At 70.5% G+C, this 26,882-nt stretch carries 26 protein-coding genes; 10 read left to right on the forward strand and 16 right to left on the reverse strand.

The genetic code is table 11. The features are described 5' to 3' along the window. Positions 1–24 precede the first annotated feature (24 nt). The 3 genes from QMK61_RS00205 to QMK61_RS00215 all read right to left on the reverse strand — a co-directional run bounded on the left by QMK61_RS00205 (position 25) and on the right by QMK61_RS00215 (position 2,536). On the reverse strand, positions 25–444 hold the full coding sequence (locus tag QMK61_RS00205; RefSeq protein ID WP_302069637.1) for a CBS domain-containing protein: 420 nt from the start codon (positions 442–444) through the stop codon (positions 25–27). A gap of 140 nt (positions 445–584) precedes the next feature. Further along, on the reverse strand, positions 585–2,138 hold the full coding sequence (locus QMK61_RS00210) for a PAS domain S-box protein (protein WP_302069638.1): 1,554 nt from the start codon (positions 2,136–2,138) through the stop codon (positions 585–587). Positions 2,139–2,152: 14 nt separating this feature from the next. Beyond that, the gene (locus tag QMK61_RS00215) at positions 2,153–2,536 is read right to left on the reverse strand and encodes a response regulator (RefSeq protein WP_302069639.1); all 384 of its coding nucleotides are present in this window, start codon (positions 2,534–2,536) and stop codon (positions 2,153–2,155) included. A 482-nt stretch (positions 2,537–3,018) separates the two neighbouring features. Here QMK61_RS00215 and QMK61_RS00220 point away from each other — a divergent pair, with 482 nt between their 5' ends. Then, complete coding sequence (locus QMK61_RS00220) at positions 3,019–4,938, forward strand: PAS domain-containing sensor histidine kinase (RefSeq protein WP_302069640.1); 1,920 nt, start codon at positions 3,019–3,021, stop codon at positions 4,936–4,938. Positions 4,939–5,332: 394 nt separating this feature from the next. On the opposite strand, the gene QMK61_RS00225 is transcribed toward QMK61_RS00220, so the two are convergent. The 5 genes from QMK61_RS00225 to QMK61_RS00245 form a co-directional block, all read right to left on the reverse strand. Continuing rightward, a complete protein-coding gene (locus QMK61_RS00225) occupies positions 5,333–5,626 on the reverse strand; it encodes a KGG domain-containing protein (protein ID WP_302069641.1) in 294 nt (97 codons plus the stop codon). A 35-nt stretch (positions 5,627–5,661) separates the two neighbouring features. Further along, on the reverse strand, positions 5,662–5,868 hold the full coding sequence (locus tag QMK61_RS00230; protein ID WP_302069642.1) for a DUF2795 domain-containing protein: 207 nt from the start codon (positions 5,866–5,868) through the stop codon (positions 5,662–5,664). Positions 5,869–5,907: 39 nt separating this feature from the next. Further along, on the reverse strand, positions 5,908–6,216 hold the full coding sequence (locus QMK61_RS00235) for a hypothetical protein (protein WP_302069644.1): 309 nt from the start codon (positions 6,214–6,216) through the stop codon (positions 5,908–5,910). Positions 6,217–6,420: 204 nt separating this feature from the next. Continuing rightward, a complete protein-coding gene (locus QMK61_RS00240) occupies positions 6,421–6,660 on the reverse strand; it encodes a KGG domain-containing protein (protein ID WP_302069645.1) in 240 nt (79 codons plus the stop codon). A 60-nt stretch (positions 6,661–6,720) separates the two neighbouring features. After that, positions 6,721–6,891 (reverse strand): hypothetical protein, encoded by a 171-nt coding sequence (locus QMK61_RS00245; RefSeq protein WP_302069647.1) that lies wholly within the window; start codon positions 6,889–6,891, stop codon positions 6,721–6,723. Positions 6,892–7,156: 265 nt separating this feature from the next. On the opposite strand from QMK61_RS00245, the gene QMK61_RS00250 reads away from it, so the two are divergent. Further along, on the forward strand, positions 7,157–7,543 hold the full coding sequence (locus tag QMK61_RS00250; protein WP_302069648.1) for a response regulator: 387 nt from the start codon (positions 7,157–7,159) through the stop codon (positions 7,541–7,543). Positions 7,544–7,559: 16 nt separating this feature from the next. On the opposite strand, the gene QMK61_RS00255 is transcribed toward QMK61_RS00250, so the two are convergent. Beyond that, positions 7,560–7,748: a hypothetical protein gene (locus tag QMK61_RS00255; protein WP_302069649.1), complete on the reverse strand. Its 189-nt coding sequence runs from the start codon at positions 7,746–7,748 to the stop codon at positions 7,560–7,562. Between the two features lie 95 nt (positions 7,749–7,843). Continuing rightward, positions 7,844–10,267 carry a DNA ligase D gene (gene ligD, locus QMK61_RS00260; RefSeq protein WP_302069650.1) on the reverse strand — a complete coding sequence of 808 codons (2,424 nt, stop codon included), beginning with the start codon at positions 10,265–10,267 and terminating at the stop codon, positions 7,844–7,846. A 107-nt stretch (positions 10,268–10,374) separates the two neighbouring features. Here ligD and QMK61_RS00265 point away from each other — a divergent pair, with 107 nt between their 5' ends. Together QMK61_RS00265 and QMK61_RS00270 are read left to right on the forward strand one after the other, a co-directional pair. After that, positions 10,375–11,307, forward strand: coding sequence for a Ku protein (locus QMK61_RS00265; RefSeq protein WP_302069652.1), 933 nt, complete (start codon positions 10,375–10,377; stop codon positions 11,305–11,307). Positions 11,308–11,490: 183 nt separating this feature from the next. After that, entirely contained in the window at positions 11,491–11,709 is a 219-nt protein-coding gene (locus QMK61_RS00270; RefSeq protein WP_302069653.1) for a hypothetical protein, read from the forward strand. Between the two features lie 40 nt (positions 11,710–11,749). Here the strand turns inward: QMK61_RS00270 and QMK61_RS00275 are convergent, their stop codons facing one another. The 3 genes from QMK61_RS00275 to QMK61_RS00285 are packed head-to-tail and all read right to left on the reverse strand — an operon-like array spanning position 11,750 to position 13,575. Beyond that, positions 11,750–12,244: a hypothetical protein gene (locus QMK61_RS00275; protein WP_302069654.1), complete on the reverse strand. Its 495-nt coding sequence runs from the start codon at positions 12,242–12,244 to the stop codon at positions 11,750–11,752. 10 nt (positions 12,245–12,254) lie between these two features. Next, positions 12,255–13,253, reverse strand: coding sequence for an SDR family oxidoreductase (locus QMK61_RS00280; protein ID WP_302069656.1), 999 nt, complete (start codon positions 13,251–13,253; stop codon positions 12,255–12,257). Between the two features lie 34 nt (positions 13,254–13,287). Beyond that, positions 13,288–13,575, reverse strand: a complete 288-nt coding sequence (locus QMK61_RS00285; RefSeq protein ID WP_302069658.1) for a hypothetical protein — start codon at positions 13,573–13,575, stop codon at positions 13,288–13,290. A gap of 199 nt (positions 13,576–13,774) precedes the next feature. Between QMK61_RS00285 and QMK61_RS00290 the strand changes: the two genes are divergently transcribed. After that, the gene (locus tag QMK61_RS00290) at positions 13,775–14,287 is read left to right on the forward strand and encodes a ferritin-like domain-containing protein (protein WP_302069659.1); all 513 of its coding nucleotides are present in this window, start codon (positions 13,775–13,777) and stop codon (positions 14,285–14,287) included. A gap of 28 nt (positions 14,288–14,315) precedes the next feature. After that, the gene (locus QMK61_RS00295) at positions 14,316–15,194 is read left to right on the forward strand and encodes a manganese catalase family protein (RefSeq protein WP_302069660.1); all 879 of its coding nucleotides are present in this window, start codon (positions 14,316–14,318) and stop codon (positions 15,192–15,194) included. A gap of 281 nt (positions 15,195–15,475) precedes the next feature. Here the strand turns inward: QMK61_RS00295 and QMK61_RS00300 are convergent, their stop codons facing one another. After that, positions 15,476–17,461 (reverse strand): protein-L-isoaspartate(D-aspartate) O-methyltransferase, encoded by a 1,986-nt coding sequence (locus tag QMK61_RS00300; protein ID WP_302069661.1) that lies wholly within the window; start codon positions 17,459–17,461, stop codon positions 15,476–15,478. Between the two features lie 107 nt (positions 17,462–17,568). On the opposite strand from QMK61_RS00300, the gene QMK61_RS00305 reads away from it, so the two are divergent. Next, entirely contained in the window at positions 17,569–18,423 is an 855-nt protein-coding gene (locus QMK61_RS00305; RefSeq protein ID WP_302069662.1) for an NAD-dependent protein deacetylase, read from the forward strand. 20 nt (positions 18,424–18,443) lie between these two features. Here QMK61_RS00305 and tadA read toward each other — a convergent pair whose 3' ends face one another. Beyond that, on the reverse strand, positions 18,444–18,932 hold the full coding sequence (tadA, locus tag QMK61_RS00310) for a tRNA adenosine(34) deaminase TadA (protein ID WP_302069663.1): 489 nt from the start codon (positions 18,930–18,932) through the stop codon (positions 18,444–18,446). A gap of 335 nt (positions 18,933–19,267) precedes the next feature. Between tadA and QMK61_RS00315 the strand changes: the two genes are divergently transcribed. Genes QMK61_RS00315 through QMK61_RS00325 form a run of 3 tightly spaced genes read left to right on the forward strand, consistent with a single transcriptional unit; the run spans position 19,268 to position 25,069 of the window. After that, positions 19,268–20,776: an efflux transporter outer membrane subunit gene (locus QMK61_RS00315; protein WP_302069665.1), complete on the forward strand. Its 1,509-nt coding sequence runs from the start codon at positions 19,268–19,270 to the stop codon at positions 20,774–20,776. Then, positions 20,766–21,947, forward strand: a complete 1,182-nt coding sequence (locus tag QMK61_RS00320) for an efflux RND transporter periplasmic adaptor subunit (protein WP_302069666.1) — start codon at positions 20,766–20,768, stop codon at positions 21,945–21,947. The genes QMK61_RS00315 and QMK61_RS00320 overlap by 11 nt, the downstream gene beginning before the upstream one ends. After that, complete coding sequence (locus QMK61_RS00325; protein ID WP_302069667.1) at positions 21,944–25,069, forward strand: CusA/CzcA family heavy metal efflux RND transporter; 3,126 nt, start codon at positions 21,944–21,946, stop codon at positions 25,067–25,069. The genes QMK61_RS00320 and QMK61_RS00325 overlap by 4 nt, the downstream gene beginning before the upstream one ends. A 125-nt stretch (positions 25,070–25,194) precedes the next feature. On the opposite strand, the gene guaA is transcribed toward QMK61_RS00325, so the two are convergent. Then, positions 25,195–26,778 (reverse strand): glutamine-hydrolyzing GMP synthase, encoded by a 1,584-nt coding sequence (guaA, locus tag QMK61_RS00330; RefSeq protein WP_302069669.1) that lies wholly within the window; start codon positions 26,776–26,778, stop codon positions 25,195–25,197. Positions 26,779–26,882 lie beyond the last annotated feature (104 nt).

Raw genomic sequence — 26,882 nt, forward strand, 5'->3', positions numbered from 1 at the left:
GGGTTGTGGGGTTCTGGGGGCGGTTCAGTGCGGCACCGACACGCTTTCGACCACCCGCGCCTTCAGCGACCGGGCGTCGGTGCTGTCCAGGTCGGCGAGCGCCACGATGCCGCTCAGGCGGCCGTCGTGGTCGACGATGGGCACGCGGCGGATGGCCTGGTCGGCCATCAGGTCGGCCACTTCCTCCAGCGTGGCGTCCTCGGTCAGCCACAGCGCCGGCGCGGTCATGCAGGCATCCACGAACGCGGCCTGGGCGGAATCGCCCACCGCGACGCAGCGCGTCACGATGTCGCGGTCGGTGATGACGCCCAGCAGCTTCTTTCCCTCGTCGACGACGGGCACTTCGCCCACGTCTTCCTCCAGCATGATCCTGGCCGCCCGGGGCAGCGGATCGCCGGGGGAGCAGCAGCTCGGCTGGCGGGTCATGATGTCGCTGGCTTGCATAACGCCTCCTGGATGGCACCACGGCACTGCGCCGGCGACCGGCGCGAGTGCAGGCTGACGCCGCCGGCGGCAAGAAACTGCATAGCCGGTATCAAGGAAGCCGTGACGCGCGCGGCCTGCGCCTGCCGCGCGCGGGACGTTCAGCCCGGCTCGGCGGGCCGGCAGGACGGCAGGTGCAGTTCCACCCGCGTGCCCGCGCCTGGCGCGGAATGCAGGTGCACGGCGCCATGCGACTGCTGCGCGAAGCCATGCACCATCGACAGCCCGAGGCCGGCCCCCTGCCCCAGCGGCTTGGTGGTGAAGAACGGGTCGAACGCGCGCGCCGCCATGTCGGGCGCCATGCCCACGCCGTCGTCCTCGACGACGAGGCTGGCGCCCGCCAGTTCCCCGCCGCCGCCGTCGACGGGCAGCACCGCGATGCGCAGGCGACCGCCGCCGGGCATGGCGTCGCGGGCGTTGGACACCAGGTTGAGCAGCGCCATCTCGAACTGGGCCGCGTCGCACATCGCGTACAGCGGCGTGTCGTGCAGCGACACGATCAGCTCCGCCTCGCCGCCCAGGGTCTGCTCGACCAGGCCGAGCATCGAGCGCACCAGCCCGTTCAGTTCCACGCACGCGGCCATCAGCGGCTGGCGCCGCGCGAAGGCCAGCAGGCGCCGGGTGAGCTGGGACGCCCGCTCCAGCGCGCGCATGGCCTCGGCCACGTAGACGTCGGCCTGGGGCGCATCGCCGCGCGCCAGCTGCAGGCGCGCCACCTCCAGCCCGCCCAGGGCCGCCTGCATGATGTTGTTGAAGTCGTGCGCGACGCCGCCGGTGAGCTGGCCCAGCGCGTCCAGCTTGCGCGACTGGAACAACTGCTCGCGGGTGTCCTCCAGCTCCGCCTCGATGGCCTGCTGTTCGCTGACGTCCTTGATGATGCAGGCGAAACCGTGCAGCACGCCGCCCTCGTCGCGCAGCGCGCGCAGCGTGACGTGCGCCAGGAAGCGCCCGCCGTCCTTGCGCACGCAGCCGTGATCCGCCTCGTGGCCGCCGGTGGCCACCGCTTCGTCGAACATGCGCGCCGGCGTGATGCCCTCCTCCGGCGCGAACAGGCGCTCGATCGAGGCTTCCTCGATGTCCTCGCTCTCGTAGCCGGTGATGCGGCGCGCGCCGCTGTTCCAGTGGCGCACGCGGCCTTCGGCGTCGAGCATGCACAGCGCGTATTCCGGCACGCCCTCGACGAACAGGCGGAAGCGCCGCTCGCTTTCCTCGAGCCGTTCCAGCGCCCGCCAGCGGGCGGTGATGTCGCGCGTCACCTTGGCGAAGCCGAGCAGCCTGCCGTCGCGGCCGCGGATCGCGTCGATGGCCACCAGCGCCCGGAAACGGCTGCCGTCGCGGCGCACGCGCCAGGCTTCCTCGCTGTAGCGGCCTTCCCTGGCGGCGACCTCCAGGTTACGGGCGGGAATGCCGCGGGCCCGGTCCTCGGCCGTGTAGAACAGGGTGAAGCTCCTGCCCAGCACTTCCTCCGCGGCATAGCCCTTGATCTGCTGCGCGCCGCTGTTCCAGCTCACGATCCGGCCCGCGGGATCGAGCATGTAGATCGCATAGTCCACCACCGATTGCACCAGCAGCCGGAAGCGGTCTTCGGATACGGCGGCGGCGACTTCCATGACGCCGGCAGGGAGTGGAAACGCGTTCGCGTTCTCACTGGTCATTTTTCGCGTACCTGTTACGTGGACAAGGATCGTCCCCCCTGCGTCCTGCCGCCATCCCGGTCGGCACAGGCGGACGCCACCGCGTTGAGCAGCGCGGTTCTGCCGAAAGGCTTGGCGAGGAAGCGCATGTGGGCATCGGGTACGGTGCCCGCCCAGCCGAGGTCGCCGGAGACGATCACGACCGAGGCGTGGTTCCCGCGCTGGCGCATCAGTCGCGCCAGCTCGATGCCATTATGCCCCTCGCGGAGATTCACGTCGGTAAAAAGTACATCGATGTCACGGCGCTGGTCAGCCAGGTCCAGCGCGGTCTCCGCGCTGGCGGCCTGGAGCACCTCGTAGCCGGCGTCCTCGAGCAGCAGGCTCGTCACCGCCATCACGTTCGGATCGTCCTCGACCATCAATACCACACTCACAGCCGCCCCCCTGCCGCACGATCGCTTCCACAGTTCAATGCATGGAAGGTATGGATGGCGTGATGGACCGGCATGGCGCACTCCCGTGTCTTCTCCGCAGGCATGGCATTGTTCCTAGATCGCGAAGGCCTCATGAAGTTCAGGCCTTGCACCGTTGATGCCATTCACGCAGCTGTAACGGAAGCCCAGTCATCTTCCTGAAAGCGGCGGATTTTCGCGGCGGATCCAGGCAATGGCTCGAGGCGACAGGTGCAACCCCCACCCGTCGCGTGACAGGGGCGGACACGGAAGCCGCCACAAGCCACCGCATCGCCGGCGCTTCAACCGTTCCGATCAGCACATGGCACGCATTGCGGATGCGCGCCGGGTCCGTCGGTCGTGCTGCATCGCACGCTTCCGGCACGCTGGCGGGCAGGCGCGGGACGGACGCTTCACAGAATGATCAGCTGCACCTATCGAGCGCACACATGCCACCAGCACAGCCCGACGCTCTTCCCATCAAGCATGCGGTGCTCGCGCTCGATCCCCACGGCAACGTCGTGTCGTGCAATGCGGAAGGCCTGCTGCTGGGCGACAGCCGCCACGGCCCGCCTCCGGACAGGCACTACTCGGAGCTGCTGGCTCCCGGCGGCGACACCGACGACCTGCTGGACCGCGCCCTGCAGACCGGCGGCCCGTGCCCGCGCGCGGAAGGCCGCCTGTGGCTGACGCGGCACGACGGCCGCCGCTTCATGGCCCACGTCTGCGTGGATGCACTGAAGCGCCCCGGCGGCGAGCTGCAGGGTTTCGCGATGGTGGTCCGCGACGTCGAGCAATGGCGGCAGACCGAGGAGCTGCTGCGGGAAAGCGAACGGCGCTTCCGCCTGTTCGTCAACGGCGTCTCCGACCACGCCATCTGCATGCTCGACCCCGCCGGCACCGTGCTGGACTGGAACCTCGGCGCGCAGCGCATCACCGGCTTCTCCATCCGCGAGATCGTGGGCCGCCACTTCGCCGCCTTCTTCCCCGAGAAGCAGCTCGCCAGCGAACTGCCGGCGCGGCTGCTGCAGCGCGCCGGCAAGACCGGGCGCGCCGAGACCGAGTGCCCGCTGGTGCGCAGCAACGGCGAGACCTTCCCCGCCGAGGTGGTGCTGGAGGCGATCCACGAAAGCGACGGCAGCCTGCTCGGCTTCGCCAAGATCATGCGCGACCTCACCCGGCAGCGGCTGATCGAGCAGCGCCTGCACGAGGTGCGCGAGCAGGTCGCGCACAGCCAGAAGATCGAGGCGCTGGGCCAGCTCACCGGCGGCATCGCGCACGACTTCAACAACGCCCTGCAGGGCATCACCAGCTCGCTCGAGGTGGCCGCGCTCAACCTGGAGCGCGACATGCCCGGGCAGGCCAGGCACTACGTCGAGATGGCCCTGGACGCCGCGCTGCGCGCCGGCCACCTCACCCAGCGCCTGCTCAGCCTGGCGCGCCGCCAGGCGCCGGCCAACCACCGCGTCGCCATCCAGCACGTGCTGCATTCCGTGCGCGAACTGCTCGAACGGACCCTCGGCGACGGCATCGCGCTGGACATGGCTCTGATCAAGGAAGCACCGCCGGTGCTGTGTGACGGCGGGCAGCTCGAGAGCGCCCTGGTCAACCTCGCGGTGAACGCGCGCGACGCGATGGGCGGGCAGGGCCGGCTGGCCATCGCCACCCGCCTCTGCGCGCCGGACGAGCCGGGCCTGACCGTGCACCTCGATCCCGCCGGCGAGACCTACCTGGAGATCAGCGTCACCGACGACGGCCCCGGCATGGACGAGGACACCCGCCGGCGCGCCCTCGAGCCCTTCTTCACCACCAAGCCCGAAGGCCACGGCACGGGGCTGGGGCTTTCGATGGTGCACGGCTTCGTGACGCAGTACGGCGGCGCGATCGACATCCAGAGTGTGCCCGGCCGCGGCACCCGCGTGCTGCTTTACCTGCCCTGCTGCGGCGGCCAGGCCGCCTCGCCGCGCGTGCGCGAGACCGAGCTGGAACCCGACCTCGGCGGCTACCGCGTGCTGATGGTGGAGGACAACGAGATCATCCGCCATTCGGTGACCTCGCGCCTGCGCCAGCTCGGCTGCCAGGTGCTCGAGGCCGCCTCGGGCAGCGAGGCGCTGGCGCTGCTGTCCGGCGGACAGCCCTGCGACCTGCTGCTGTCGGATATCGACCTGCCGGCGATGGACGGCTACGAACTGAGCCGCCGCGCGCGGGCGCGCTTCCCGCGGCTGCGCGTGATCCTGATGACCGGCTACGCCAACGGCACGCCGCCGGGCGCCGAACCGGACGAGCAGGACACCGAGATCCTGATCAAGCCGTTCGACATGGGCGCGCTCATCACCAAGGCGCGCATGCTGCTGCAGCCGTCGAGCTGACGAGGAACCACGGCATCGTTACTCCCGCAGCCCTCAACAGCTGCAGGGTCGGTCCGCGCGGGCTGCTCATCCGGCGGCGTTGCACGGCTTCCGATTCCCGCTTTCGCGCATGGCCGTCCGGAATATTTCACTGCCGGATAAGCTCCTCCCCCTGCAAGCAGGGGGAGGTCGGGAGGGGGTAACGCTTTGCCTTTCAAACCCTCCCCTGCTTGCAAGGGGAGGAGCCTTCGCCCGCCCTTCGAGGCAGAGGGCAGTCTTCGCCATGCTCCGCTTGCCGATCGCACTGCACCTGGCGGCAACGCGAACTGCGTGGAGACCGGGAACAGGCTCCAACGCGAAAGAGGCGGGGCGACCGGCGCCCCGCCTCCCGTGGACCGCGTCGAGAGGGCGTGCCTCATTCGGACTCCTTGCCCTTCTCGATCAGCTCGCGCACGCGATGGCCGCCCTGCTTGCCCAGCTCGGAATAGCCTTCCGGGCCGAGTTCCTGCTTGCGGGCCTCGCCGCCCTGCTTGCCGAGCGCGGAGTAGCCCTCCGGGCCCAGTTCTTCCTTGCGGGTCTCGCCGCCCTTCTTGCCCATGGCGGAATAGCCTTCCGGGCCGAGCTGTTCCTTGCGGATCTCGCCACCCTTCTGGCCGGCCTCGCGCACGGTCATGCTGCCGCTTTCCTCGTCGTGCTGTTTCTTGGTCATGTCGGATTCTCCGTTGGGGGATGGTGGGAAACGCGCTACTCGATTTCGCCGTATGCCTTCATCACATCCTGCGGGCCACCGAACCGGTGGTCGGGGATGCGCTGGATGACGTCCAGCACCTCGTCGGGCGCGTTGTTGCGCCGGGCCTGGTCGAGCAGGTCCGTCCGGGTCGCGGGGTAATCGACGTCGCGCAGGTATTTCTGCACGTTCGCCGGGGAGTGACCGCCTACGCCTCTGGTCATGACGCTACCTCCTGGCGGGTGGGCAAGGGCCGGCGGCCCTCACTCGCCCTCGGACTGCTTGCCTTTCTCGACCAGCTCGCGCACGCGGTGGCCGCCCTGCTTGCCGAGCGCCGAGTAGCCCTCGGGACCCAGCTCGTCCTTGCGCGTCTCGCCGCCCTGGCGGCCGATCTCGGACATGGCGTCCGGACCGCGCTGCTCGCGCAGCGCCTCGACACCCTGCTTGCCAAGGTCCGAATAGCCCTCCGGTCCCAGTTCCTGCTTGCGGGCCTCGCCGCCCTTCTGACCGGCTTCGCGCACGGTCATGTCGCCGCGGTCGCCGTGTGATTGGTTGCGTTCGTTGATGGTCATGTTGCTCCTCCAATTGATGGACAGGTACGCACGGTGAAAACCATCCGCGCAAGCAGGAAGCTGCAAACCGCATGCCAGCCTCCTGCATATCCGGCAGCCCCTGATTCCCTGCCTCCCGCCTTTCCCTGTGCAGGCCGCTCCAGGAAATAATTTCCATAGACCTGGAAAATCGACACGGAATATCTCCGACGGGGCCGCTGCGGATTATTCCTCGCCTTCGGAAGCCTTGCCCTTTTCAACCAGTTCGCGCACGCGGTGCCCGCCCTGCTTGCCGAGATCCGAATAACCCTCCGGACCCAGTTCCTGCTTGCGGGCTTCGCCGCCCTGCTTGCCGAGCTTGGAATAGCCCTCCGGCCCCAGCTCTTCCTTGCGCGCCTGGCCGCCTTTCTCGCCGGCTTCGCGCACGGTCATGTCGCCCTTGTCGTGTGAAGTCTGCTTGGTCATGTCGATCGCTCCTGTGTCTGGCTGGGCAGCACGCGGCTGCCGTCTGGCGCCTGTCGGCGCCTACCTGCGCTTCTCCGCCTGGTGGCCCTGGCTGACGAGCTCGCGCTCGCGCTGGCCGCCCTTGTGCCCGGCCTCGCGCACGGACATGTCGCCCTTGCCGCCGGCGCTCTTCGCCTCGCGGCCGCCGCTGGACGACTTGTTCTGGTTCTGGCGGTTGTCTTGCTGTTTCATTGCGTGTCTCCGGATGGATGGATATCGCCCGGCCATTGGCCGGACACCCAAGGCAAGCAATACGGGTGCCAATATCCCGCACGTCGTCAGCTGGCAGTTAAGCGCGCACGCGCAGAAACGGCGCGCTCCGCAATCGTCTGCGATGCACGCCGCATGTCGATCCAGAAAATATGCAGAAAATCCCCTTCGGCGCACCCGCGTTTCACACGGTGGTCACTGCCTGGCGCGGGAAAATTTTCATCCAGCGAAAATCAGGGAATTCGCCATGCCGACCATACTCGTCGTCGAGGACGATCCGGACATCCTGGAAGTCACCCACCTGCTGCTCAGCGCGGAAGGCCACCGGGTGATCGGCGCGTGCAGCGCGAACGAGGGACTGGACATCGTGCACGCCAGGGGTGACATCGACATGCTGTTCACCGACGTCAACCTGCGCCGCGGCATGGACGGGCTGGCGTTGCTGGAGCGGCTGCGGCAGGAGAACCGGCAGGTGCCCACGGTGGTGGTTTCCGGCGACAGCGAAGCGGGTTCCGCCCTGCCGCGCCGTCCGCGCGGACCGGTGGCCTTCCTCGCCAAGCCCTATGGCCGGCGCCAGCTGCTGGAAGCCCTTGCCGCCTGCTGCGGCGGGTCGCATGGCGGACCGGCCGTGTGAAAGCGGTGGGACCGCTTCAATCCTCCCGCGGCTTGGCAGGCACGAACGGCGAGACCGGATCGCTGGCCGGGAAGGTTTCCTCCAGCGCGTGGTCCTGGTTCTCGCTCTCCTTCCGCTTGCGCCGGGCGCGCTCGTCCGCGCGCTCCGGCCCGTGTTTGGGGGAGTCCATGGGATGGTCGATATCCTTGCGGTCGTGTTCGGACATGGCGGCGCACCTCGCGTGGGTGCCGCCAGTCTCCGGTCGTGCGCGTGAAGGCGGGCTCTGCCCCGGCCGGAAATGGCGTGAACGCGCGGCGTTGTTCAGCCATGCCTGAACAACGCCGCGTCCAGTTCGCCCAGGCCCTGGCGCAGTTCGTCGAAGCCCTCCCACGGATCCGACTTCAGGCGCGCCAGCCGCCGGCGCGCCGAGTGGATGTCGAAGGCATTGCTGCCCTTCAGCCGGCCCAGCTCCTCCCAGCGCAGCGGCACCGCCACCGGCGCGCCGGCGCGGGCGCGCAGCGAATACGAGGCGATGCTGGTGGCACCCCTGCTGTTGCGCAGGTAGTCGACGAAGATCCGCCCCTCGCGCTGCCGCTTGTTCGCCACCGCGAGGAACTCGTCGGGCCATGCGCCGGCCAGCGCGCGCGCGAAGCCCTGCGCGAACGGCTTCAGCCGGCCCCAGGCGCAGGGCGGGTTCAGCGGCACCACCACGTGCAGGCCCTTGCCGCCGGTGGCGCGCAGGAAGGACACCAGCTGCAGCTTGCCGAGCAGGTCGCGCACCAGCCGCGCGGCCTTCACCACGCGGGCCCAGGCCACGCCGGGCGCGGGGTCCAGGTCGAGCACCATGAACGTCGCGTGCTCCGGATCGTCCGCCGGCGCGCCCCAGGGATGGAACTCCAGCACGCCGAACTGCACCAGTTCCAACACCGCTTCGGGCGTGCGCGGGCAGAGGTACTTCGCCGCCCTGCCGCCGGCTTCCTTCAGCTTCACCAGGTCGGTGTGGTGCAGGCCGTCCAGCGCGTGCTTCTGGAAGAAGCAGTCGCCCGCCGTGCCTTCCGGACAGCGCAGTACCGAGGTGGCGCGGCCGGCCACGCCGGGCAGGAAGGCGTCCATCACCGCGGCGTAGTAGTCGGCCACGTCCTGCTTGGTGATGCCGCGGTCGGGGAACACCACGCGGTCGGGATGGGTGATCGTGACTGCCGCCGACTGGCGGCGCCGGTTCGCGTTCATGGCGGGCTCCGGAGTGGAAGGTTCGCGCAGGTCGGTCGCGCGCTTGTCCAGGCGCAGGGTCTTGAAGCTGGGCTGGCGCAGCAGCCCGTGGTTGCCGAGGCCGCGGTAGAACACCTCGGCCACCCGCTCGGGGCGCACCCAGGTGGCCTGGCGCAGCAGCGGATCGATGCTGTCCTCGCGCACCGGCGGCTGCCGCACCGCCTTGCCGCGCAGCAGGCGCTGCAGTTCGCGCAGCTGTTCCGCGCCGAGGCCGGAGCCGACGCGCCCGGCGTACGTCCACCCGCCGCCGGGCGCGGGACGCGCCAGCAGCAGCGAACCAACCACGCCGGCGCGGCTGCCCTTGCCCGGCGTGTGGCCCACTACCGCGAATTCCTCGCTGCGCAGGAACTTGGCCTTGCGCCAGTCGCCGCCGCGGCCGGCGCGGTACGGCGAGTCGGCACGCTTGGAGACGATGCCCTCCACCTGCCAGCGCGACGCCGCCTGCAGCACCTCGCGACCTTCGCCCTGGTGGTGGGCGCTGTAGATCAGCCGGTCGCCGTCCGCATCCTGCAGCAGGGTTTCCAGCAGCGCCTTGCGCTCGTGCAGCGGCACGCGCGACAGGTCGCGGCCGTTGCAGTGGACGATATCGAACAGCACGTAGTGCAGCGGCGCGGACGAGGCGCCCGACAGCACCTGCTGCAGCAGGCCGAAGTCGGCGCGACCTTCGCGCAGCGCCACCAGTTCGCCGTCCAGCCGCGCCGAGTCCAGGCCCAGCGCCTCCACCGCCTGCGCCAGCTCGGGCACGCGCGCGGTCCAGTCCAGCTGGTTGCGCGACCAGCACGCCGCCTTGCCGCCGGCCACCGCGGTGAGCAGGCGGTAGCCGTCCCACTTCACCTCGTGCAGCCAGCCGTCGCCCGACGGCGGTTGCTCCACCGGCTGGGCCAGCTCGGGCGCGAACCAGTCGCGCGTGATGCGCGCCTTGCGGCTGCCCGCCGGCACGGCAAGATCTGGCGGCTTGCGGGCCTTGCGGCGACGCGGCGCGGGTGTGGCCGGCGATGTCGCATGGCCGTCCTCCGCCTTGATCAGGAACCAGGCCTGCTGGCGTTCCTTGCGCGCGCCGCGCACCAGGTGCCATTCGCCCTGCAGGCGGCGCCCCCACAGGGTGAAGCGCAGGTGCCCCTTGCGCAGCTGCGCCGCCGGGTCGCCTTCGGTGCTCCACACGCCGCGGTCGTAGCACTCCACGTGGCCGGCGCCGTACTGGCCGGCGGGAATGTCGCCCTCGAAATCGGCGTAGGCCAGCGGATGGTCCTCCACTTCCACGGCCAGGCGCTTCACCTTCGGGTCGTAGCTGGGCTCGCGCGGCACCGCCCAGCTGCGCAGCACGCCGCCGACCTGCAGCCGCAGGTCGTAGTGCAGCCGCCGCGCGGCATGCTTCTGCACCACGAACAGGCTGCGTCCGGCCTGCGCCGGCGCCTCGGGCGGCGGTTCCGCGGTCTGCCCGAAGCGTCGCTTGCGGCGGTATTCGTCGAGCTTCATGCGTACAGCCTGCGCACGCGCATGTCGCGGCAGTGTGTGCGGCGTATGCGCGGGGCTCACGGCCGGCCCGGCACGATGCCCATCTCCGCACCGCCAGGAGCTTCGCCATGCCACGCCCGCTGTGGTCCGGTTCGCTGTCGTTCGGCCTGCTCAACATCCCGGTCGCGCTGATGCCGGGCGAGCGCAACGTGGACCTGCATTTCCGCATGCTGGACAGCCGCAACAACGCGCCGATCCGCTACGAGCGCATCAACGCCGAGACCGGCGAGGAAGTGCCGTGGAAGGACATCGTGCGCGCCTTCGAATACAAGAAGGGCAGCTACGTGGTGCTGGAGGAAGGCGACATCGAGGCGGCGCGGCCCGAAGGCAAGGAGGTGGTGGAGATCGAGGCCTTCGTCGAGGCCGGCGCGCTGTCGCCGGAATACTACGAACGGCCCTACGTGCTGGTGCCCGGCAAGAAGGCCGAGAAGGGCTACGTGCTGCTGCGCGAAATCCTGGAGCGCACCGGCCGCATCGGCATCGCGCGGGTGATCATCCGCACCCGCGAGTACCTGTGCGCGGTACTGCCGCGCAAGCCGGCGCTGCAGCTGGTCCTGCTACGCTACCCGCAGGAGCTGGTCGACATCGGCGACTACCCGATCCCGGACGAGGCACCCTCGCGCTACCGCATCTCGCCCCGCGAAATGGAGATGGCCGAGAAGCTGATCGAGTCGATGAGCACCGGCTGGTCGCCCGGCGACTACCGCGACGAGTTCCGCGAGCGGCTGGGCAAGACCATCGAGAAGCGATTGAAGTCCAAGGGCGTGGTGAAGCCGGCGGCGCTGCAGCCGGAGGAACCGGCCGAAGGCGCGGCGACCAATGTGGTGGACTTCATGGCGCTGCTGCAGAAGAGCCTGGCCGAGAACCGGCGCACGCCGCCCGCGAAGAAAGGCGCCGGCACCGCCGCCACGAAGAAGGGCTCCGCCACGACGAAGAAACCGGCCGCGCGCAAGAAACCGGCCAAGCGAGGCGGCGGCAAGGCGACACGCAAGCGCAGCTGAGAGGTCGTGAGTTTTTAATTCACGGCCCGGCATGAATGGGCCGCAGATCGATCACCTCGGTGATTTACGCGGAGGTGGAAATCTTCACGGGCTCCGGTCCACACGGATCCATCACGCCGGCTTGGCGCCGCCTGGCCAGTGCGATGCGCACGCTGCGCCGCATCCCCAGCGAGGAATGCCGCCATGCCCCGACCGCCTGCCGACCGCCCGCACGGCACCGCCGACCGCAACCAGGACGAGGCCGTGCGCATGGACGTGCGCAACGCCAGGGAACAGGGCCGCACGCTCGGCGACCAGTTGCCGGTGGACGCGGAAAAAGTGCCCGGCAACCGCAAGGACCTGCCCGAGCCGGGCCCGGGCCACGGCCGCCGCGGCAGCGCGACCCGGAACGGCGCGGACTGAGAGCCTGTTCACGACCTCCAGGCACCTCGCGCCGGCCAGCTCAGCTGGCCACCGAGGGCCGCTCGAACGGCAGCGGCGTGGCGCCCTCGTGCTCGATCGCCTGCTTCGCCGCCTCGAGGCATTCGCCCGTCGCGTCGATCACCACCAGCACCCGTCCCTGCTCGATCTCGTCCTCGAACCTGCGCCGGATCGGATCGTCGATGGCCGAGCCCGCCAGCGCCATCGACCAGCCGCCGAGCAGGCCGCCGCCCACTGCCATCGCCAGCGCGCCAGCCAGGGTCACGCCCAGCGGCGGGATGGCAACCGCGGTGAGCCCCAGCACCAGCCCCAACGCACCGCCGCCCAGGCCGCCGCGCACCGCGGCCGGGTAGAAGTCGTTCTCCACGATCTTGCGCTCGTCGGGAACCATGTTCGACATGTCCGAGCGCACCACCAGCGAGATGTCGGCGTCGTCCACGCCCGCCGCCCGTGCCGCGCGGATGCACGCCGACGCCATGCCCAGGTCGCGGGCGCTGAAAACCGTGCGTGTCTTCATCGCCGCCGTCTCAACTGGTGGGCCCGCCCATCACGGGCAGGATGGCGCCGGAGACGTAGCTGCCGGTCACCGGCGAGGCCAGGAACACGTAGGCCGGCGCCACTTCCTCCGGCTGGGCGGGACGCCCCATCGTGCTGGACTTGCCGAAGTCCTGCACCTTGTCGGCCGGGCGGTCGGCGGGGTTCAGCGGCGTCCACACCGGGCCCGGCGCCACCGCGTTGACACGGATGCCCTGCTTCGCCACGTTCGAAGCCAGCGCCTTGGTGAAGGCGTGGATCGCGCCCTTGGTCATCGAGTAGTCCAGCAGCTGCTTGCTGCCGAACAGCCCGGTCTCCGAGCCGGTGTTGACGATGCTGCAGCCCTCGCCCATGTGCGGCAACGCCGCCTTGGCCATGTTGAAGTAACCGTAGACATTGGTGCGGACGGTCTCGTCGAAGTGCTCGTGGCTGAGCTCGGCGATGTCCGCCGCGTGCTCCTGGAAGGCGGCGTTGTTGACCAGCACGGACAGCTTGCCGAACTCGTCCAGCGTGCGCCGCACCGCCGTCTCGCAGAAGCCTGGCTCCTGCACGTTGCCGTCGATCAGCAGGCAGCGGCGCCCCTCCGCCTCGACCAGGCGGCGGGTCTCGCGCGCGTCCTCGTGCTCGCACAGGTAGACGATGGACACGTCCGCGCCCTCGCGCGCGAACAGCACCGCCACCGCACGGCCGATGCCGGAATCGCCGCCGGTGACCAGCGCCACCATGCCGGCGAGCTTGTCGCTGCCCTTGTAGGCGGGCGCCTCGAACTGCGGGCGCGGGCGCAGTTCCGCCTCGCTGCCCGGCTTGCCCTGGTGCTGCGCCGGCAGCGGGTTCTCCGGGTGCGGCCGCGCACCCGCCTGCGCGGCGGAACCCTTGCCGTCGCCGCCGGCGCCCTGCGACTGCCCCGACGCCTGCCGTTCCGCCTGCTCCTGCCCGCGCTGGATGCGCTGCTGCCGCTGCGCGGCGGATTCCTCGTGGTCGTCTCGACTCATGCGTGCTCTCCGGTTGCCGCGCCGGCGTGCGGCGCTAGAAATCGTCGACGATCTCCACGCCCACGCCGAGCACGGCGGCGCGGTCCTCGACCAGCCCGCGCACGGCGTCCGCCAGCAGGTCGCCGTCCGCGTCCACCTCGACGTAGTAGAGATTGCCCTCGGTGTCGTCCACCAGCTCGTTCGAGCTGGAGTCATCGCGCATCAGCGGCACCAGGTCGTCCACTTCTTCCACGTGCTCGATGCCCTCGATGCCGTGCAGGGCCGAGATGATGTCGTCGACATCGTCGCGGCTGCCGGTGAGGCGGAAGCGGATCATCGTCATGCCGGTCTCCTGCTGCGCACGGGGCCACTATGCGATCGGCGCGCGTGTGCACGAGGTGGCGACGGCGTAGCCGAGGCATCAAGGCGATGCGCCGCTGCGCCGTTCCCGGCGTGCGCGCGTGTCGACCTCGCCTAGATCGGCCGTTCACCGCCGGGCCGCCACCGTTGGCGTGCACCCACCATCCCGCGAGGACATGCCGATGACCCACGAACTGCGCGACCACCTGCTCGACTGGCTGCGCGATGCGCACGCCATGGAACAACAGGCCGAGCAGATGCTGCGGATGCAGGCCTCGCGCATCGAGCACTACCCGCAGGTGAAGGCGCGCATCGAGCAACACATCGACGAGACCTGCCAGCAGCAGCACCTGGTCGCCCGGTGCATCGAGCGCCTGGGCGGCAGCCCCTCGGCGGTGAAGGACCTCGCCGGCAAGGCCATGGCCTTCGGCCAGGCGGTCGCGGGCATGGCCAGCGCGGACGAGATCGTCAAGGGCCTGATGGCCAGCTACGTGTTCGAGCACATGGAGATCGCCAGCTACACCGCGCTGATTGCCGCGGCGGACGCCGCCGGCGACGCGGAAACGCGCGGCACCTGCGAGAGCATCCTGGTGCAGGAGAAGGTCATGGCGCAGTGGCTGCACGAGCATCTGCCCGGCGTGGTGGGCGACTTCCTCGCCCGCGACGCCACCCCGTCGACCGAAGCCAAGCGCTGAACGCGCCCACCTCGCCCCTGGAGGTCCCATGTTCGCCCACAACAAGCGCCTGCAATATTCCGTCCACGTGTCCGAGTGCAACCCGGGCCTGGCCAACCTGATGCTCGAGCAGTTCGGCGGCCCGCAGGGCGAGCTCGCCGCGGCGATGCGCTACTTCACCCAGGCGCTGGCCGAGGAGGATCCCGGGCGCAAGGACATGCTGCTCGACATCGCCACCGAGGAACTCAGCCACCTGGAGGTGATCGGCTCGATCGTCGCCATGCTGAACCGCGGCGCCAAGGGCGAGCTGGCCGAGGGGGTGGCCGAGGCGGCGGAGCTGTACCGCTCGCTGCAGGGCGCCGGCAACGACTCGCACGTCACCCAGGTGCTCTACGGCGGCGGCCCGGCGCTGACCAATTCCGGCGGCCAGCTGTGGAGCGCGGGCTACATCGACTCGATCGGCGACCCCACCTGCGACCTGCGCTCGAACATCGCCGCCGAGGCACGCGCCAAGATCATCTACGAGCGCCTGATCAACGTCACCGACGACCCCGGCGTGCGCGACGCGCTGGGCTTCCTGATGACGCGCGAGATCTCGCACCAGCTCTCGTTCGAGAAGGCGCTGTACGCCATCGAGCCGAATTTCCCGCCCGGCAAGCGGCCCGGCAAGACGGAGTTCGCCGACGTCTACGTCAATACCTCGCAGGGCGAAGGCGACATGCGCGGGCCGTGGAATGGCGACGAGCACTTCAACTACGTTTCCGACCGCGAGGAGATGCTGGCGATGGACGGCGGCGACGGCATGGCCAGGGTGAAGACGATGCGGCCCGACGAGGAGGAATGCGTGGCCGCCTTCGCGACGCGCACCGCCTCGCACATCGACAGCGACCCCACCACCGGGGCGGAACTGGGCTCGGAAGAGACCTGAGACCCTGTTCGCGATCTCCAGGCACCTCGCGCCGGGGGCTGTTTGCACGCAGACCAAGGAAGAGCGAAGGCGTGGACGTCCGTCCACGACGGAGCGATGACGCCGGCCTGCAGGCCAACAGACCCGGCCCTCCGGGTGGGTCTCGCATGGCCGCCATGCGGCAGCGCGCGGCTTGGCCTGCCAGCCAGGCAGGCCAGCGCCACGCGCCACCACCTGACGGCCATGCGAGGCCAACGCGAGGTGTCTGGAGATCGTGAACAGGCTCTGAGAAAGCAGCGCGGTCACAGTCCCGACGGGAAGGTGTCCGCGCCCTCGCCCGATTCGCGGGCCGGCAGCGCCGTCACCGCGCGGGTGTGGTCGAACCACAGCAGCACGTCGTACTGCGCCGGCAGCGACACGTCCAGGTAGTGGCTGTGCAGCTCCGATTCGGGCCGGTAGATCACGCCGATGTAGCGCTCCAGCCGCGGCGGCGCCAGGCGCTCGCGCAGCGCCGGGTGCGCGCCGTCGCGCAGGTCCAGCGCGAAGCGCGGCAGCGCGCTGTCGTGCATCAGGCGCCCGTAGCTGTCCGGGCGCGAGGGCAGCACCTGCTTGATTTCCATCGAGCCGCCCCAGCGGCTGGCCGCGGCGACGGTGCCCGCGTGGGTGCCCATGCCCACGATCAGCACCTGCCCGGCGCCGAAGCGCTCGCGGCACAGCTGGCCCAGGCTGAGCCGGTCGCGCTCGCCGGATTCGGTGGCGCGCGCATCGCCCACGTGCGAGTTGTGCGCCCACACCGTCGCGCGCGCGTCGGCGCCGTGCGCCTCCAGCACGTGCTGCAGCGTGTCGGCCATGTGCGTGTCGCGCAGGTTCCAGCTTTCGGTGGCGCCGTGGTACATCGCGCGGTAGTAGCGCTCGGCGGCCGCCACCAGGCGCGCGTTCTGCGCCGCGTCCAGGTAGCTGGCGCCGCCCTCCCGCGCCGCGTAGGCGATGCGCTTGTCCAGCAGGTTGCGCAACTGCGCCAGCACCGCCTGCTCGCAGCGCCTGAAGGCCTCGTCGAGCGCGGCGCGGCCGTAGTCGGCCGGGTCTTCCTGCCAGGGCGAGAGGCAGCCGTAGCGTTCGCGCGCCACCGCCGCCGCCGCGGGATCGACGCGTTCCAGGTAGTCCAGCACGGCGGTGATGGAAGCGGCCAGGCTGTACATGTCCAGCCCGTACAGGCCGGCCTGCTCGTGCTCCGGCCGGCCGCGGTTGTAGCGGCGCAGCCAGCCGAGGAAATCCGCCATGTCGGCGTTGCGCCACATCCAGGTGGGAAAGCGCGTGAACGGCGTGGCGGCCGCGGCGGTGGGCAGCTTGCCGCGCACGTAGCGGTCCAGCGTGGCCACGTCGGGCCAGTCGCCCTCGATCGCCACGATCCGGCAACCGTGCGCCTCGATCAGGCGGCGCGTGATCGCCGCGCGGGCGCGGTAGAACTCCGCGCTGCCGTGGGTGGCCTCGCCAACCAGCACCAGCCTGCGCCCCGCGTAGCGGTCGAAGTGCGCGCCGAAATCCGCCGCGTCCGGCGCGGGCAACGGCTCGGCCGCGCGGGCGATGCACTGCGGCAGCGACATGGGGGGCGCATCGCACCGGGCGCGCGCCGGCGCCTCGTCGCGATCGCTCCAGCCGTGGCGCCCGATCAGCGGCACGAAGCGCACCTGCCCCAGGTTCTGCTCGTCGTACTCGTCGCCGTCGCGCACCAGTCGCACCAATCGCTGCCGGCGCCGCGTCATGCCCACCGGCATCACCAGGCGCCCGCCCTGGGCAAGCTGCGCGCGCCACGGCGCCGGCACGTCCGGCCCGCCCGCCGCGGCGAGGATCACGTCGTACGGCGCGCCGTCGGGCCAACCCAGCGTGCCGTCGCCGACGTGCACGCGCACGTTGCCGCAGCCCAGCCGCTCCAGCGTGGCGCGGGCGCGGGCGGCCAGCGCAGGCCGCCGTTCCACCGTGTCCACCCGCGTCGCCAGCGCGGCCGCCACCGCGGCGGCATAGCCCGAGCCGGTGCCGATCTCGAGCACCCGGTCACCCGGCCGGATGCCGGCGGCCTCGATCATCAGCGCCACGATCCACGGCTGCGAGAGGGTCTGCCCCTCGCCGATCGGCAGGGCCGTGTCGTCGTAGGCGGAGGCGCGCAGCGCGGCGGGGACGAAGGCCTCGCGCGGCACGCGCCGCATCGCCTCCAGTACCGCCGGGTCGCGCAGGCCGCGGCCGGCGAGCTGGCGGTCCAGCATGTCTTGCCGGGCGGATTCCAGGTTCATCGCCGCCAGCCTGCGGCGGCCGCCGTCGTCGTCGCGCGGAGGCCGCGTGGGCGCGGCTTGACGCACCGGCCATGGCAATTCCACGCCGGCGATGCCATATAGGCGCCATGTCCGCCATCCAGCCCACGCCCGACGCCCCGTCCCCCGCCCGCCATGAAAGCGACCTGGCCGCCTTCGTGGCCGCGCACCCGCGCCTGTTCGTGCTGACCGGCGCCGGCTGCAGCACCGATTCCGGCATTCCCGACTACCGCGATGCCGACGGCGGCTGGAAGCGGGCGCAACCGGTCACCTTCCAGGCCTTCATGGGCGAGGAACGCACGCGCCGGCGCTATTGGGCGCGCAGCCTGGTCGGCTGGCGCCGCTTCGGCCGCGCCGAGCCCAACGGCACGCACCACGCGCTGGCCCGGCTGGAGGCGCGGGGCCGGCTGTCGCTGCTGGTGACGCAGAACGTGGACGGCCTGCACCAGCGCGCCGGCAGCCGCGCGGTGGTCGACCTGCACGGCCGGCTGGACCAGGTGCGCTGCATGGGCTGCGAGCTGCGCCTGCCGCGCGTGGATTTCCAGCTCGAACTGATCGGGCGCAACCCGGGCTGGGCCACGCTGGAGGCCGGCGACGCGCCCGACGGCGACGCCGACCTGGAAGGCCTGGACTTCGACCGCTTCGACGTGCCGCCCTGCCCGCGCTGCGGCAGCGTGCTCAAGCCGGACGTGGTGTTCTTCGGCGAGAACGTGCCGCGCGAGCGCGTGGCCCGCGCCATGCAGGCGCTGGAGCAGGCCGACGCGATGCTGGTGGTCGGCTCCTCGCTGATGGTGTTTTCCGGCTACCGCTTCGCGCATGCAGCGGCGAAGGCCGGCAAGCCGGTCGCCGCGGTGAACCTGGGCCGCACCCGCGCCGATCCCCTGCTGGCGCTGAAGGTGCAGCAGCCCTGCGCGCAGGCGCTGGCCTTCCTGCTGGGGAGCTGACCCGACGCCCGCCTGCGGCGTCAGCGCCGCGCGCGGAAGAACTCGCGCAGCATCGCCGCCGATTCCTCCGCCAGCAGGCCGCCCTGTACCTCGACGCGATGGTTGTGACGCGGGTCGACGAGGGTGTCGAACACGCTGCCGGCCGCGCCGGTCTTGGGGTCCGTCGCCGCGTACACCACGCGGCCGATACGCGCGTGGATCAAGGCCATCGCGCACATCGCGCAGGGTTCCAGCGTCACGTACAGCGTGGCGCCGGTGAGGCGGTGGTTGGCGAGCTTCTCGCCCGCGGCGCGCAGGGCCATGATCTCGGCGTGCGCGCTGGGGTCGTGCAGGGTGATGTTGCGGTTCCAGCCCAGGCCCACGATCGTGCCGTCCAGCACCAGCACGGCGCCGACCGGCACCTCGTTCTCGGCATCGCGCGCATGCGTGGCCAGTTGCAGCGCACGGCGCATGCAGGCCGTGTCCTCGGCGCTGAAGGATGCGGAGGGCGTCGGGTCGGTGTCGTTCATCGGTTCCGGAAAGCGAAGCGCGGCGCGGCGCGGCACGAAGGACGCAAGCATATCGGAGAACGCGGCATCCACCGGCGATGGAGTGCGCCGGCGCTCGCGGCTATGCTTGGCAGGCGTCCTCTTTCTTCTTGATTCGAAAGAAAATTCGATGCACGAAGGCGGGGAACTTTCCGGATTCGACGTGTTCTTCTTCCGCGCCCACGGTGCAGCCGCAGGCACGCCTGCGCCTGCCATGGCGCCCACCCGACGGGGATGCAGAAAGGGATGGTCCAGCTCCACGCAGCATCGCAGCACGAGGGCCGCACGCCCATGGCCGGCCCGCTCCCCCGCCCGCAATGACGCCGCCGCCGCAACCCCGCCTGCCGCGACCGCGCGCCGCCTGCGCGGCGCTGGCCACGCTGCTGCTGGCCGCCTGCGCGGCCGGTCCCGACTTCAGGCAGCCCGCTCCGCCGCCGGTGCGCGGCTATGTCGCGCATTCGCCCGCCGGCACCGTCGCCGCGCCCGGCACGACCGGCGGCGACGCCCAGCACTTCCGGCACGGCGGCGACGTCGCCGGCGACTGGTGGACGCTGTTCGATTCGCCCGCGCTGGACCGCCTGGTCGAGGAAGCGCTCAGGCACAACCCCGACCTCGCCGCGGCCCAGGCCGCGCTGCGCGCCGCGCACGAGAACACGCTGGCGCAACGCGGCAGCTTCCTGCCCTCGGTGTCGGCCGGCGTGTCGGCCAGCCGCGAAAAGGACCCGTCCGGCGCGCTAGCGCCGGTGCCCAGCAACAACGCCTACCTGTACAACCTGTTCACCCCGAGCGTCAGCGTGTCCTACGCGCCCGACGTGTTCGGCCTGAACCGGCGCGGCCACGAGTCGCTGCAGGCGCAGGAACAGGCCGTGCGCTTCCAGGCCATCGCCACCTACAACACGCTCACCGCCAACGTCGCGGTGGCGGCGATCCAGCTGGCCGCCACGCAGGCCCAGCTCGACGCCACGCGGAAACTCGTCGACATCAACCAGCACATGCTGGACATCCTGCGTTACCGGCAGTCGCAGGGCGCCGCCAGCCTGCAGGACGTGGCCGCCCAGCAGGCCCAGCTGGCCCAGGTCCGGGCCGCCCTGCCCGCCCTGGCCAAGCAGCAGGCGCAGTTGCGCTACCAGCTGGCCGCGCTGGTCGGGCGTTTTCCCAGCGAGGCGCCCCAGCAGCGCTTCACCCTGGCCGGGCTGAAGCTGCCGCGCGAACTGCCGCTGAGCCTGCCTTCCAGCCTGGTGGCGCAGCGGCCGGACGTGCGCCAGGCGCAGGCCAACCTGCACGCGGCCAGCGCCCAGATCGGCGTCGCCGCGGCCAGCCGCCTGCCGCAGATCCAGCTCGGCGCCGACGCCGGCAGCACCGCGCTGGCGATCGGCAAGCTGTTCTCCGCCGGCACCGCGTTCTGGAACGTGGCGGCCGACGTTACCGCACCGATCTTCGAAGGCGGCACGCTGATGCACCAGGAGCGCGCCGCCAGGGCCGCCTACGACGAGGCCGCGGCGCAGTACCGCAGCACGGTGCTGGCCGCCTTCGGCGACGTGGCCAACACGCTCACCGCCCTGCAGCAGGACGCGAAGAGCCTGCGCGACAACGCCACGGCCGCCCGCGCCGCGCAGACCTCGCTCGACATCGCCCGGCGCCAGGTGCGCGACGGCTACGCCGCCCCGTCGGCGCTGCTCGACGCCGAACAGGCCTGGCAACAGGCGCAGATCAACCTGGTCCAGGCCCAGGCCAGCCGCTACGCCGACACCGTCGCGCTGTTCCAGGCGCTGGGCGGCGGCTGGTGGCATCGCGCGGACACGCAACGGACATCCCATGAACCCTGAAACCTCCGGCGGCCTGTCGCCTGTCGCGCGTCGCGCCACGCGCTCCGTCCTGTCCGTGCTGCTGCTCGCCACCGCCCTCGGCGGCTGCTCGGGCCACGCCGGCCAGGAGGCCGCGCCGCCCGCGGACGCCATCGCCCACGACGTGACGCTGACGCCCGCGCAGCTCAAGCACATCCGCCTCGACACCGTGGCGCGCTCGGATTTCCGCCGCACGGTGGAAGCCGCCGGCACGGTCGATTTCGACAACGACCAGGCGACCACCGTGCTGGCGCCGTTCTCCGGTCCGGTGACGCGGCTGCTGGTGGCGGTCGGCGCGAAGGTGGCGAAGGGCCAGCCGCTGGCGGTGGTGTCCTCGCCCGACTTCGCTGCCGCGGTGGGCGACTACCGCAAGGCGCTGGACACCGCCCGCACCCTGCGCCGGCTCGCTGACCAGGACCGCGACCTGGTGGCGCACCAGGGCGTCTCCGCGCGCGAGGCGGCGCAGGCGCAGACCGACGCCGCCAACGCCGAAGCCGACCGAGACGCCGCGCTGCAGGCCCTGCAGGCGATGCACGTGGACCCGGCGGACATCGCGGCGATCCGCGCGGGACGCCCGGTCGCCCGCGTCGAGGGCGTGATCCGCGCGCCGCTGGCCGGCACCGTGGTCGAGCGCCCGATCACCCCCGGCCAGTGGCTGCAGGCCGGCAACACGCCGTGCTTCACCATCGCCGACCTGTCGCGCGCCTGGGTGCAGGCGCAGTTGTTCGGCGCCGACGTCGATGCCGTGCAGCAGGGCGACCCGGCCGAGGTCTCGACCGGCGACGCCGGCCGGCCGCTGGCCGGCACGGTGGTGCACCTTTCCGCCGAGGTGGATCCGGACACCCGCGCGGTGCTCGCCCGCGTGCTGGTGGACAACCCCGGCGACCGGCTGAAGAAGCAGATGTACGTGCGCGTGGCGATCCATTCCCGCCAGGTGCGCAGCGGCCTGCTGGTGCCGGTGGCCGCGGTGCTGCGCGACGACGACAACCTGCCCTTCGTCTACGTCGCCCGGCCCGACGGCAGCTTCGCGCGCCGCCACGTGACCCTGGGCTACCGCGACGGCGACCGCTACGACATCCTCGCCGGCCTGCGCGCCGGCGAACGCGTGGTGGTCGACGGCGGCATCTTCGTGCGCTTCATGCAGAGCCCATGAGCACGCTGCCGACACCGGGCGCCGAGCCGCCCTACAAGAGTTCGCTGATCAATCGCATCGTGGCGTTCGCGCTGGAACAGCGCCTGCTGGTCGTGCTGCTGTCGCTGCTGCTGCTGGGCACGGGCGTCTGGTCGCTGCAGCGCCTGCCGATGGACGCCTACCCCGACCTGTCGCCGCCGATGGTGGAGATCATCACGCAGTGGCCGGGGCATTCCGCCGAGGAGGTGGAGCGGCTGATCACGGTGCCGGTCGAGCTGGCGATGAGCGGCGTGCCACGGCTCAAGGTGAAGCGCTCGATCTCGCTGTACGGGTTGTCCGACGTCACCCTCACCTTCGAGGACGGCACCGACAACTACTTCGCGCGCCAGCGCGTGTTCAACCGGCTGGGCGGCATCGGCCTTCCCGACGGCGTGTCGCCCTCGGTGTCGCCGCTGTCCTCGCCGTCCGGGCTGATCTACCGCTACGTGCTGCAGAGTCCCGACCGCTCGCCGATGGAGCTGAAGACGCTGGAGGACTGGGTGGTGGCGCCGCAGTACCGCTCGGTGCCCGGCGTGGCCGACGACTCCGGCTTCGGCGGCGGCACCATGCAGTACCAGGTGCTGTTGAATCCGACGAAGATCGCCGCGCTGGGCCTGTCCGTGGCGCAGGTGCAGGCCGCGCTGGCCGCCAACAACGGCAACGCCGGCGGCGGCTTCTACTCGCAGGGCGGCCAGTTCTACTACGTGCGCGGGCTGGGCCGGCTGAAGACCGTCGAGGACATCGGCGACGTGGTGCTGGCCGTGCACGACGGCACGCCGATCCTGGTCAAGGACGTGGGCACGGTGAAGATCGGCATCGCCCCGCGCCTGGGCGAGTTCGGCTACATGGGCCAGGACGACGCGGTCGAAGGCGTGGTGCTGATGCTGACCGGCGAGAAGACCCAGGACGTGCTGCGGCGGATCGAGGCCAAGACCCGCGAGCTGAACACCCAAGTACTGCCGCAGGACGTGAAGGTCCACCCGTTCTACGACCTCAGCGACCTGATCGCCGAGACCACCCGGGTGGTGCAGAAGAACCTGCTGCTGGGCATGGCGCTGGTGGTGGTGGTGCTGGTGTTCTTCCTGTACGACCTGCGCGCGGGGCTGATCGTGGCGGTGACGGTGCCGCTGTCCCTGCTGTTCGCCTTCGTCTGCCTGGACCTCAAGAACGCCTCGGCCAACCTGCTCTCCATCGGCGCGGTGGACTTCGGCATCCTGGTCGACGGCGCCATCTTCATGGTGGAGAACGTCTTCCGCGAACTGGCGAAACGGCGCGGCACCGACTACGACATCCGCGAGGTGATCCGCGACGCCGCCTCCGAGGTGGACCGCCCGCTGGTCTACGCGGTGGCGGTGATCGTGGCCAGCTTCCTGCCGATCTACGTGCTTACCGGGCCGTCCGGCACGCTGTTCAAGCCGATGGCGGACACGATGATCTTCGCCCTGGTCGGCTCGCTGCTGGTGACGCTGACCCTGCTGCCGGTGCTGTGCGCGCTGTTCATGCGCCGCGGCGTGCGCGAGCGGCGCAACGCGATCATGGAGAAGTTGCAGGCGTTCTACACCCGCTGGCTGGATCGCTGCCTGGCCAGTCGCTGGCGCACCGCGGCGGTGCCGGCCGCCCTGCTGGCGCTGGCGCTGCTGCTGGTGCCGGGCATCGGCGCCGAGTTCATGCCGCACCTGGACGAAGGCTCGTTGTGGGTGCGCGCCACCATGCCCTACACCATCTCCTACGACGAGGCGGCGAAGATCGCGCCGAAGATCCGCGCCATCCTGCGTTCGTTCCCGGTGGTCACCACGGTCACCTCCGAGCTGGGCCGGCCCGACGACGGCACCGACTCCACCGGCTTCTTCAACGTGGAGTTCTTCGTCGGCTTGAAGCCCTATGCTCAATGGGGCGGCAAGTACGCCAGCAAGCAGGCGCTGATCGCGGCGATCGACAGGAAGCTGCGCGACTTCCCCGGCATCGACTTCAACTACACCCAGCCCGCGGAGGACGCCGTGGACGAGGCCGAGACCGGACTCAAGAGCGCGCTGGCGGTGAAGGTGTTCGGTCCCGACCTGAAGACCCTGCAGCAGAAGGGCCTGGCGATCCGCCAGGTGCTGCAACACGTGCGCGGCATCACCGACGTGACCCTGGTGCACGAGCTGGGCCAGCCCAGCCTGACCATCGACGTGGACCGCGCGAAGATCGCCCGCTACGGCCTCAACGTGGCCGACATCAACGGCCTGGTCGAAAGCGCCATCGGCGGCAGCGTGGCCACCCAGGTCGTGCAGGGCGACCGCCAGTTCGACCTGGTGGTGCGGCTGGACCGCAGGTACCGCGACAACCCGCAGGAGATCGGCGACATCCCGGTGGCCACGCCGACCGGCCAGCAGGTCCCGTTGAAGGAACTGGCGAAGATCCAGGTCAGCAACGGCGCCTCCTTCATCTACCGCGAGGACGATGCGCGCTACATCGGGGTGCAGTTCTCGGTGGCCGGGCGCGACCTGGCCGGCGCGGTAGGCGAGGCGATCAGGCAGGTGGCGAAGAAGGTGAAGCTGCCGCAGGGCTACCGGCTGGACTGGGGCGGCGAGTACAAGGAATACACCGCCTCGCGCGCGCAGATGGGGGTGATCCTGCCGCTCACCGTGCTGCTGATCTTCGGCCTGCTGTTCGTGCTGTACGGCAACTTCAAGTTCCCGTTCATCACCGTGCTGGGCGTGCTGCTCACCTCGCCGGTGGGTGCCATCGTCGCGCTGTGGCTCACCGGCACGCCGTTCTCGGTGTCCTCGGGCATCGGCTTCATCGTGCTGTTCGGCGTCTCGGTGCTGACCTCGGTGGTCTACATCTCCTGCGTCAACGAGTTGCGCCGCGATGGCATGGCCATTGACGCGGCGGTGCGGCAGGCGGCGGTCCTGCGCCTGCGGCCGATCATGATGACCGCGCTGGTCGCCGCGCTGGGCCTGCTGCCGGCGGCGCTGGCCACCGGCGTGGGCACCGACTCGCAGCGGCCGTTCGCGCTGGTGATCGTCAGCGGCATGTTGACGCGGCTGGTGATCGGCGTGTTCCTGATGCCGATCCTGTACAGCCTGGTGGCGCGCAAGGGGGATCGGTTGCAGGTGTGAGGCCAGCTCACAGCCTTCCCGGGGAATCGAACGGCAATTCTTTTCCTGCCAATGAGTTGCGCTTTATACATGAGAAAGCCGGCACGAGGCCGGCTTTCTCATGTCAATGCAACCGCCTGATTTTCCTACTCCCACTCGATCGTGGCCGGCGGCTTGCCACTGATGTCATAAACCACGCGAGAAACACCACGTAATTCGTTGATAATACGATTGGAAACCCTGCCGAGGAAGTCGTACGGCAGGTGCGCCCAGTGCGCGGTCATGAAGTCGATGGTTTCAACTGCACGCAGGGCGATCACCCATTCATAGGCGCGGGCGTCGCCGACCACGCCCACCGATTTCACCGGCAGGAACACGGCGAAGGCCTGGCTGACCCGGTCGTACAGGTCGGCCTTGCGCAGCTCCTCGATGAAGATGGCGTCGGCGCGGGCCAGCAGCTCGGCGTATTCCGGCTTCACCTCGCCCAGGATGCGCACGCCCAGGCCCGGACCGGGGAACGGGTGGCGGTAGACCATTTCGCGCGGAAGGCCGAGCGCCACGCCGATGCGGCGCACCTCGTCCTTGAACAGCTCGCGCAGCGGCTCGACCAGGCCGAGCTTCATGTCCTCGGGCAGGCCGCCGACGTTGTGGTGGCTCTTGATGACGTGCGCCTTGCCGGTCTTGCTGCCGGCCGACTCGATCACGTCGGGGTAGATGGTGCCCTGCGCCAGCCACTTCACCTGGCCATGGCCGGCTTCGGTGACCTTGGCCGACTCCTCGTCGAAGATCTCCACGAACAGCCGGCCGATGATCTTGCGCTTGGCTTCCGGGTCGGCTACGCCCTCCAGCGCCTTGAAGTAGCGCTCGGCCGCGTTCACGCGGATCACCTTGACGCCCATGTGTTCGGCCATGGTGGCCATCACCTGGTCGCCTTCCTTGTAGCGCAGCAGGCCGGTGTCGACGAACACGCAGGTGAGCTGGTCGCCGATCGCCTTGTGCAGCAGCGCGGCGACCACCGAGGAATCCACCCCGCCGGACAGGCCCAGCAGCACGTGGTCGCCGCCGACCTGCGCACGCACGCGGGCGATCTGGTCCTCGATGATGTTGTCGGCGGTCCACAGCGCGGCGCAGCCGCAGACCTCGGTGACGAAGCGCTTGAGCAGCGCACTGCCCTGCTTGGTGTGCGTGACCTCGGGATGGAACTGCACGCCGTACCAGCGCTTGTCCTCGTTCTCCATCACCGCGACGGGGATGCGGTCGGTGGTGCCGGTGACGGCGAAACCCGGCGGCGCCTGGCTGACGTGGTCGCCGTGGCTCATCCAGACGTCGAGTCGGTGCGCGCCGGCATGGTCGCTCAGCCCCGCGAACAGGCGGCTGTTGCCCGCGATGTCGACCTGCGCATGGCCGAACTCGCGCTGGTCGGCCGCCTCGGTGGCGCCGCCGAGCTGCGCGGCCAGGGTCTGCATGCCGTAGCAGATGCCGAGGATCGGCAGGCCGGAATCGAACACTTCCTGCGGCGCCTTCGGCGCGCCCGGCAGCGTGGTCGATTCCGGGCCGCCGGACAGGATGATGCCCTTGGGCGCGAACGCGGCGATCTCGGCCGGGTTGTGGTCCCACGCCCAGATCTCGCAGTAGACGCCGATCTCGCGCACGCGGCGCGCGATCAGCTGGGTGTACTGCGCGCCGAAGTCGAGTATGAGGATCTTGTCGCTATGGATATTGGCGGTCATGGGCGGCGGCCAGGAAGGCTGGAGGCTGGAGTCGTCATTCCGGCGCAGGCCAGAATCCAGTGACGTCATCGCAGCATGTGCTGCAGGCCGGGTGCGCTCGCGAC

It is taken from the genome of Fulvimonas sp. R45, from assembly GCF_030504985.1.
Lineage (GTDB): Bacteria > Pseudomonadota > Gammaproteobacteria > Xanthomonadales > Rhodanobacteraceae > Rhodanobacter_A.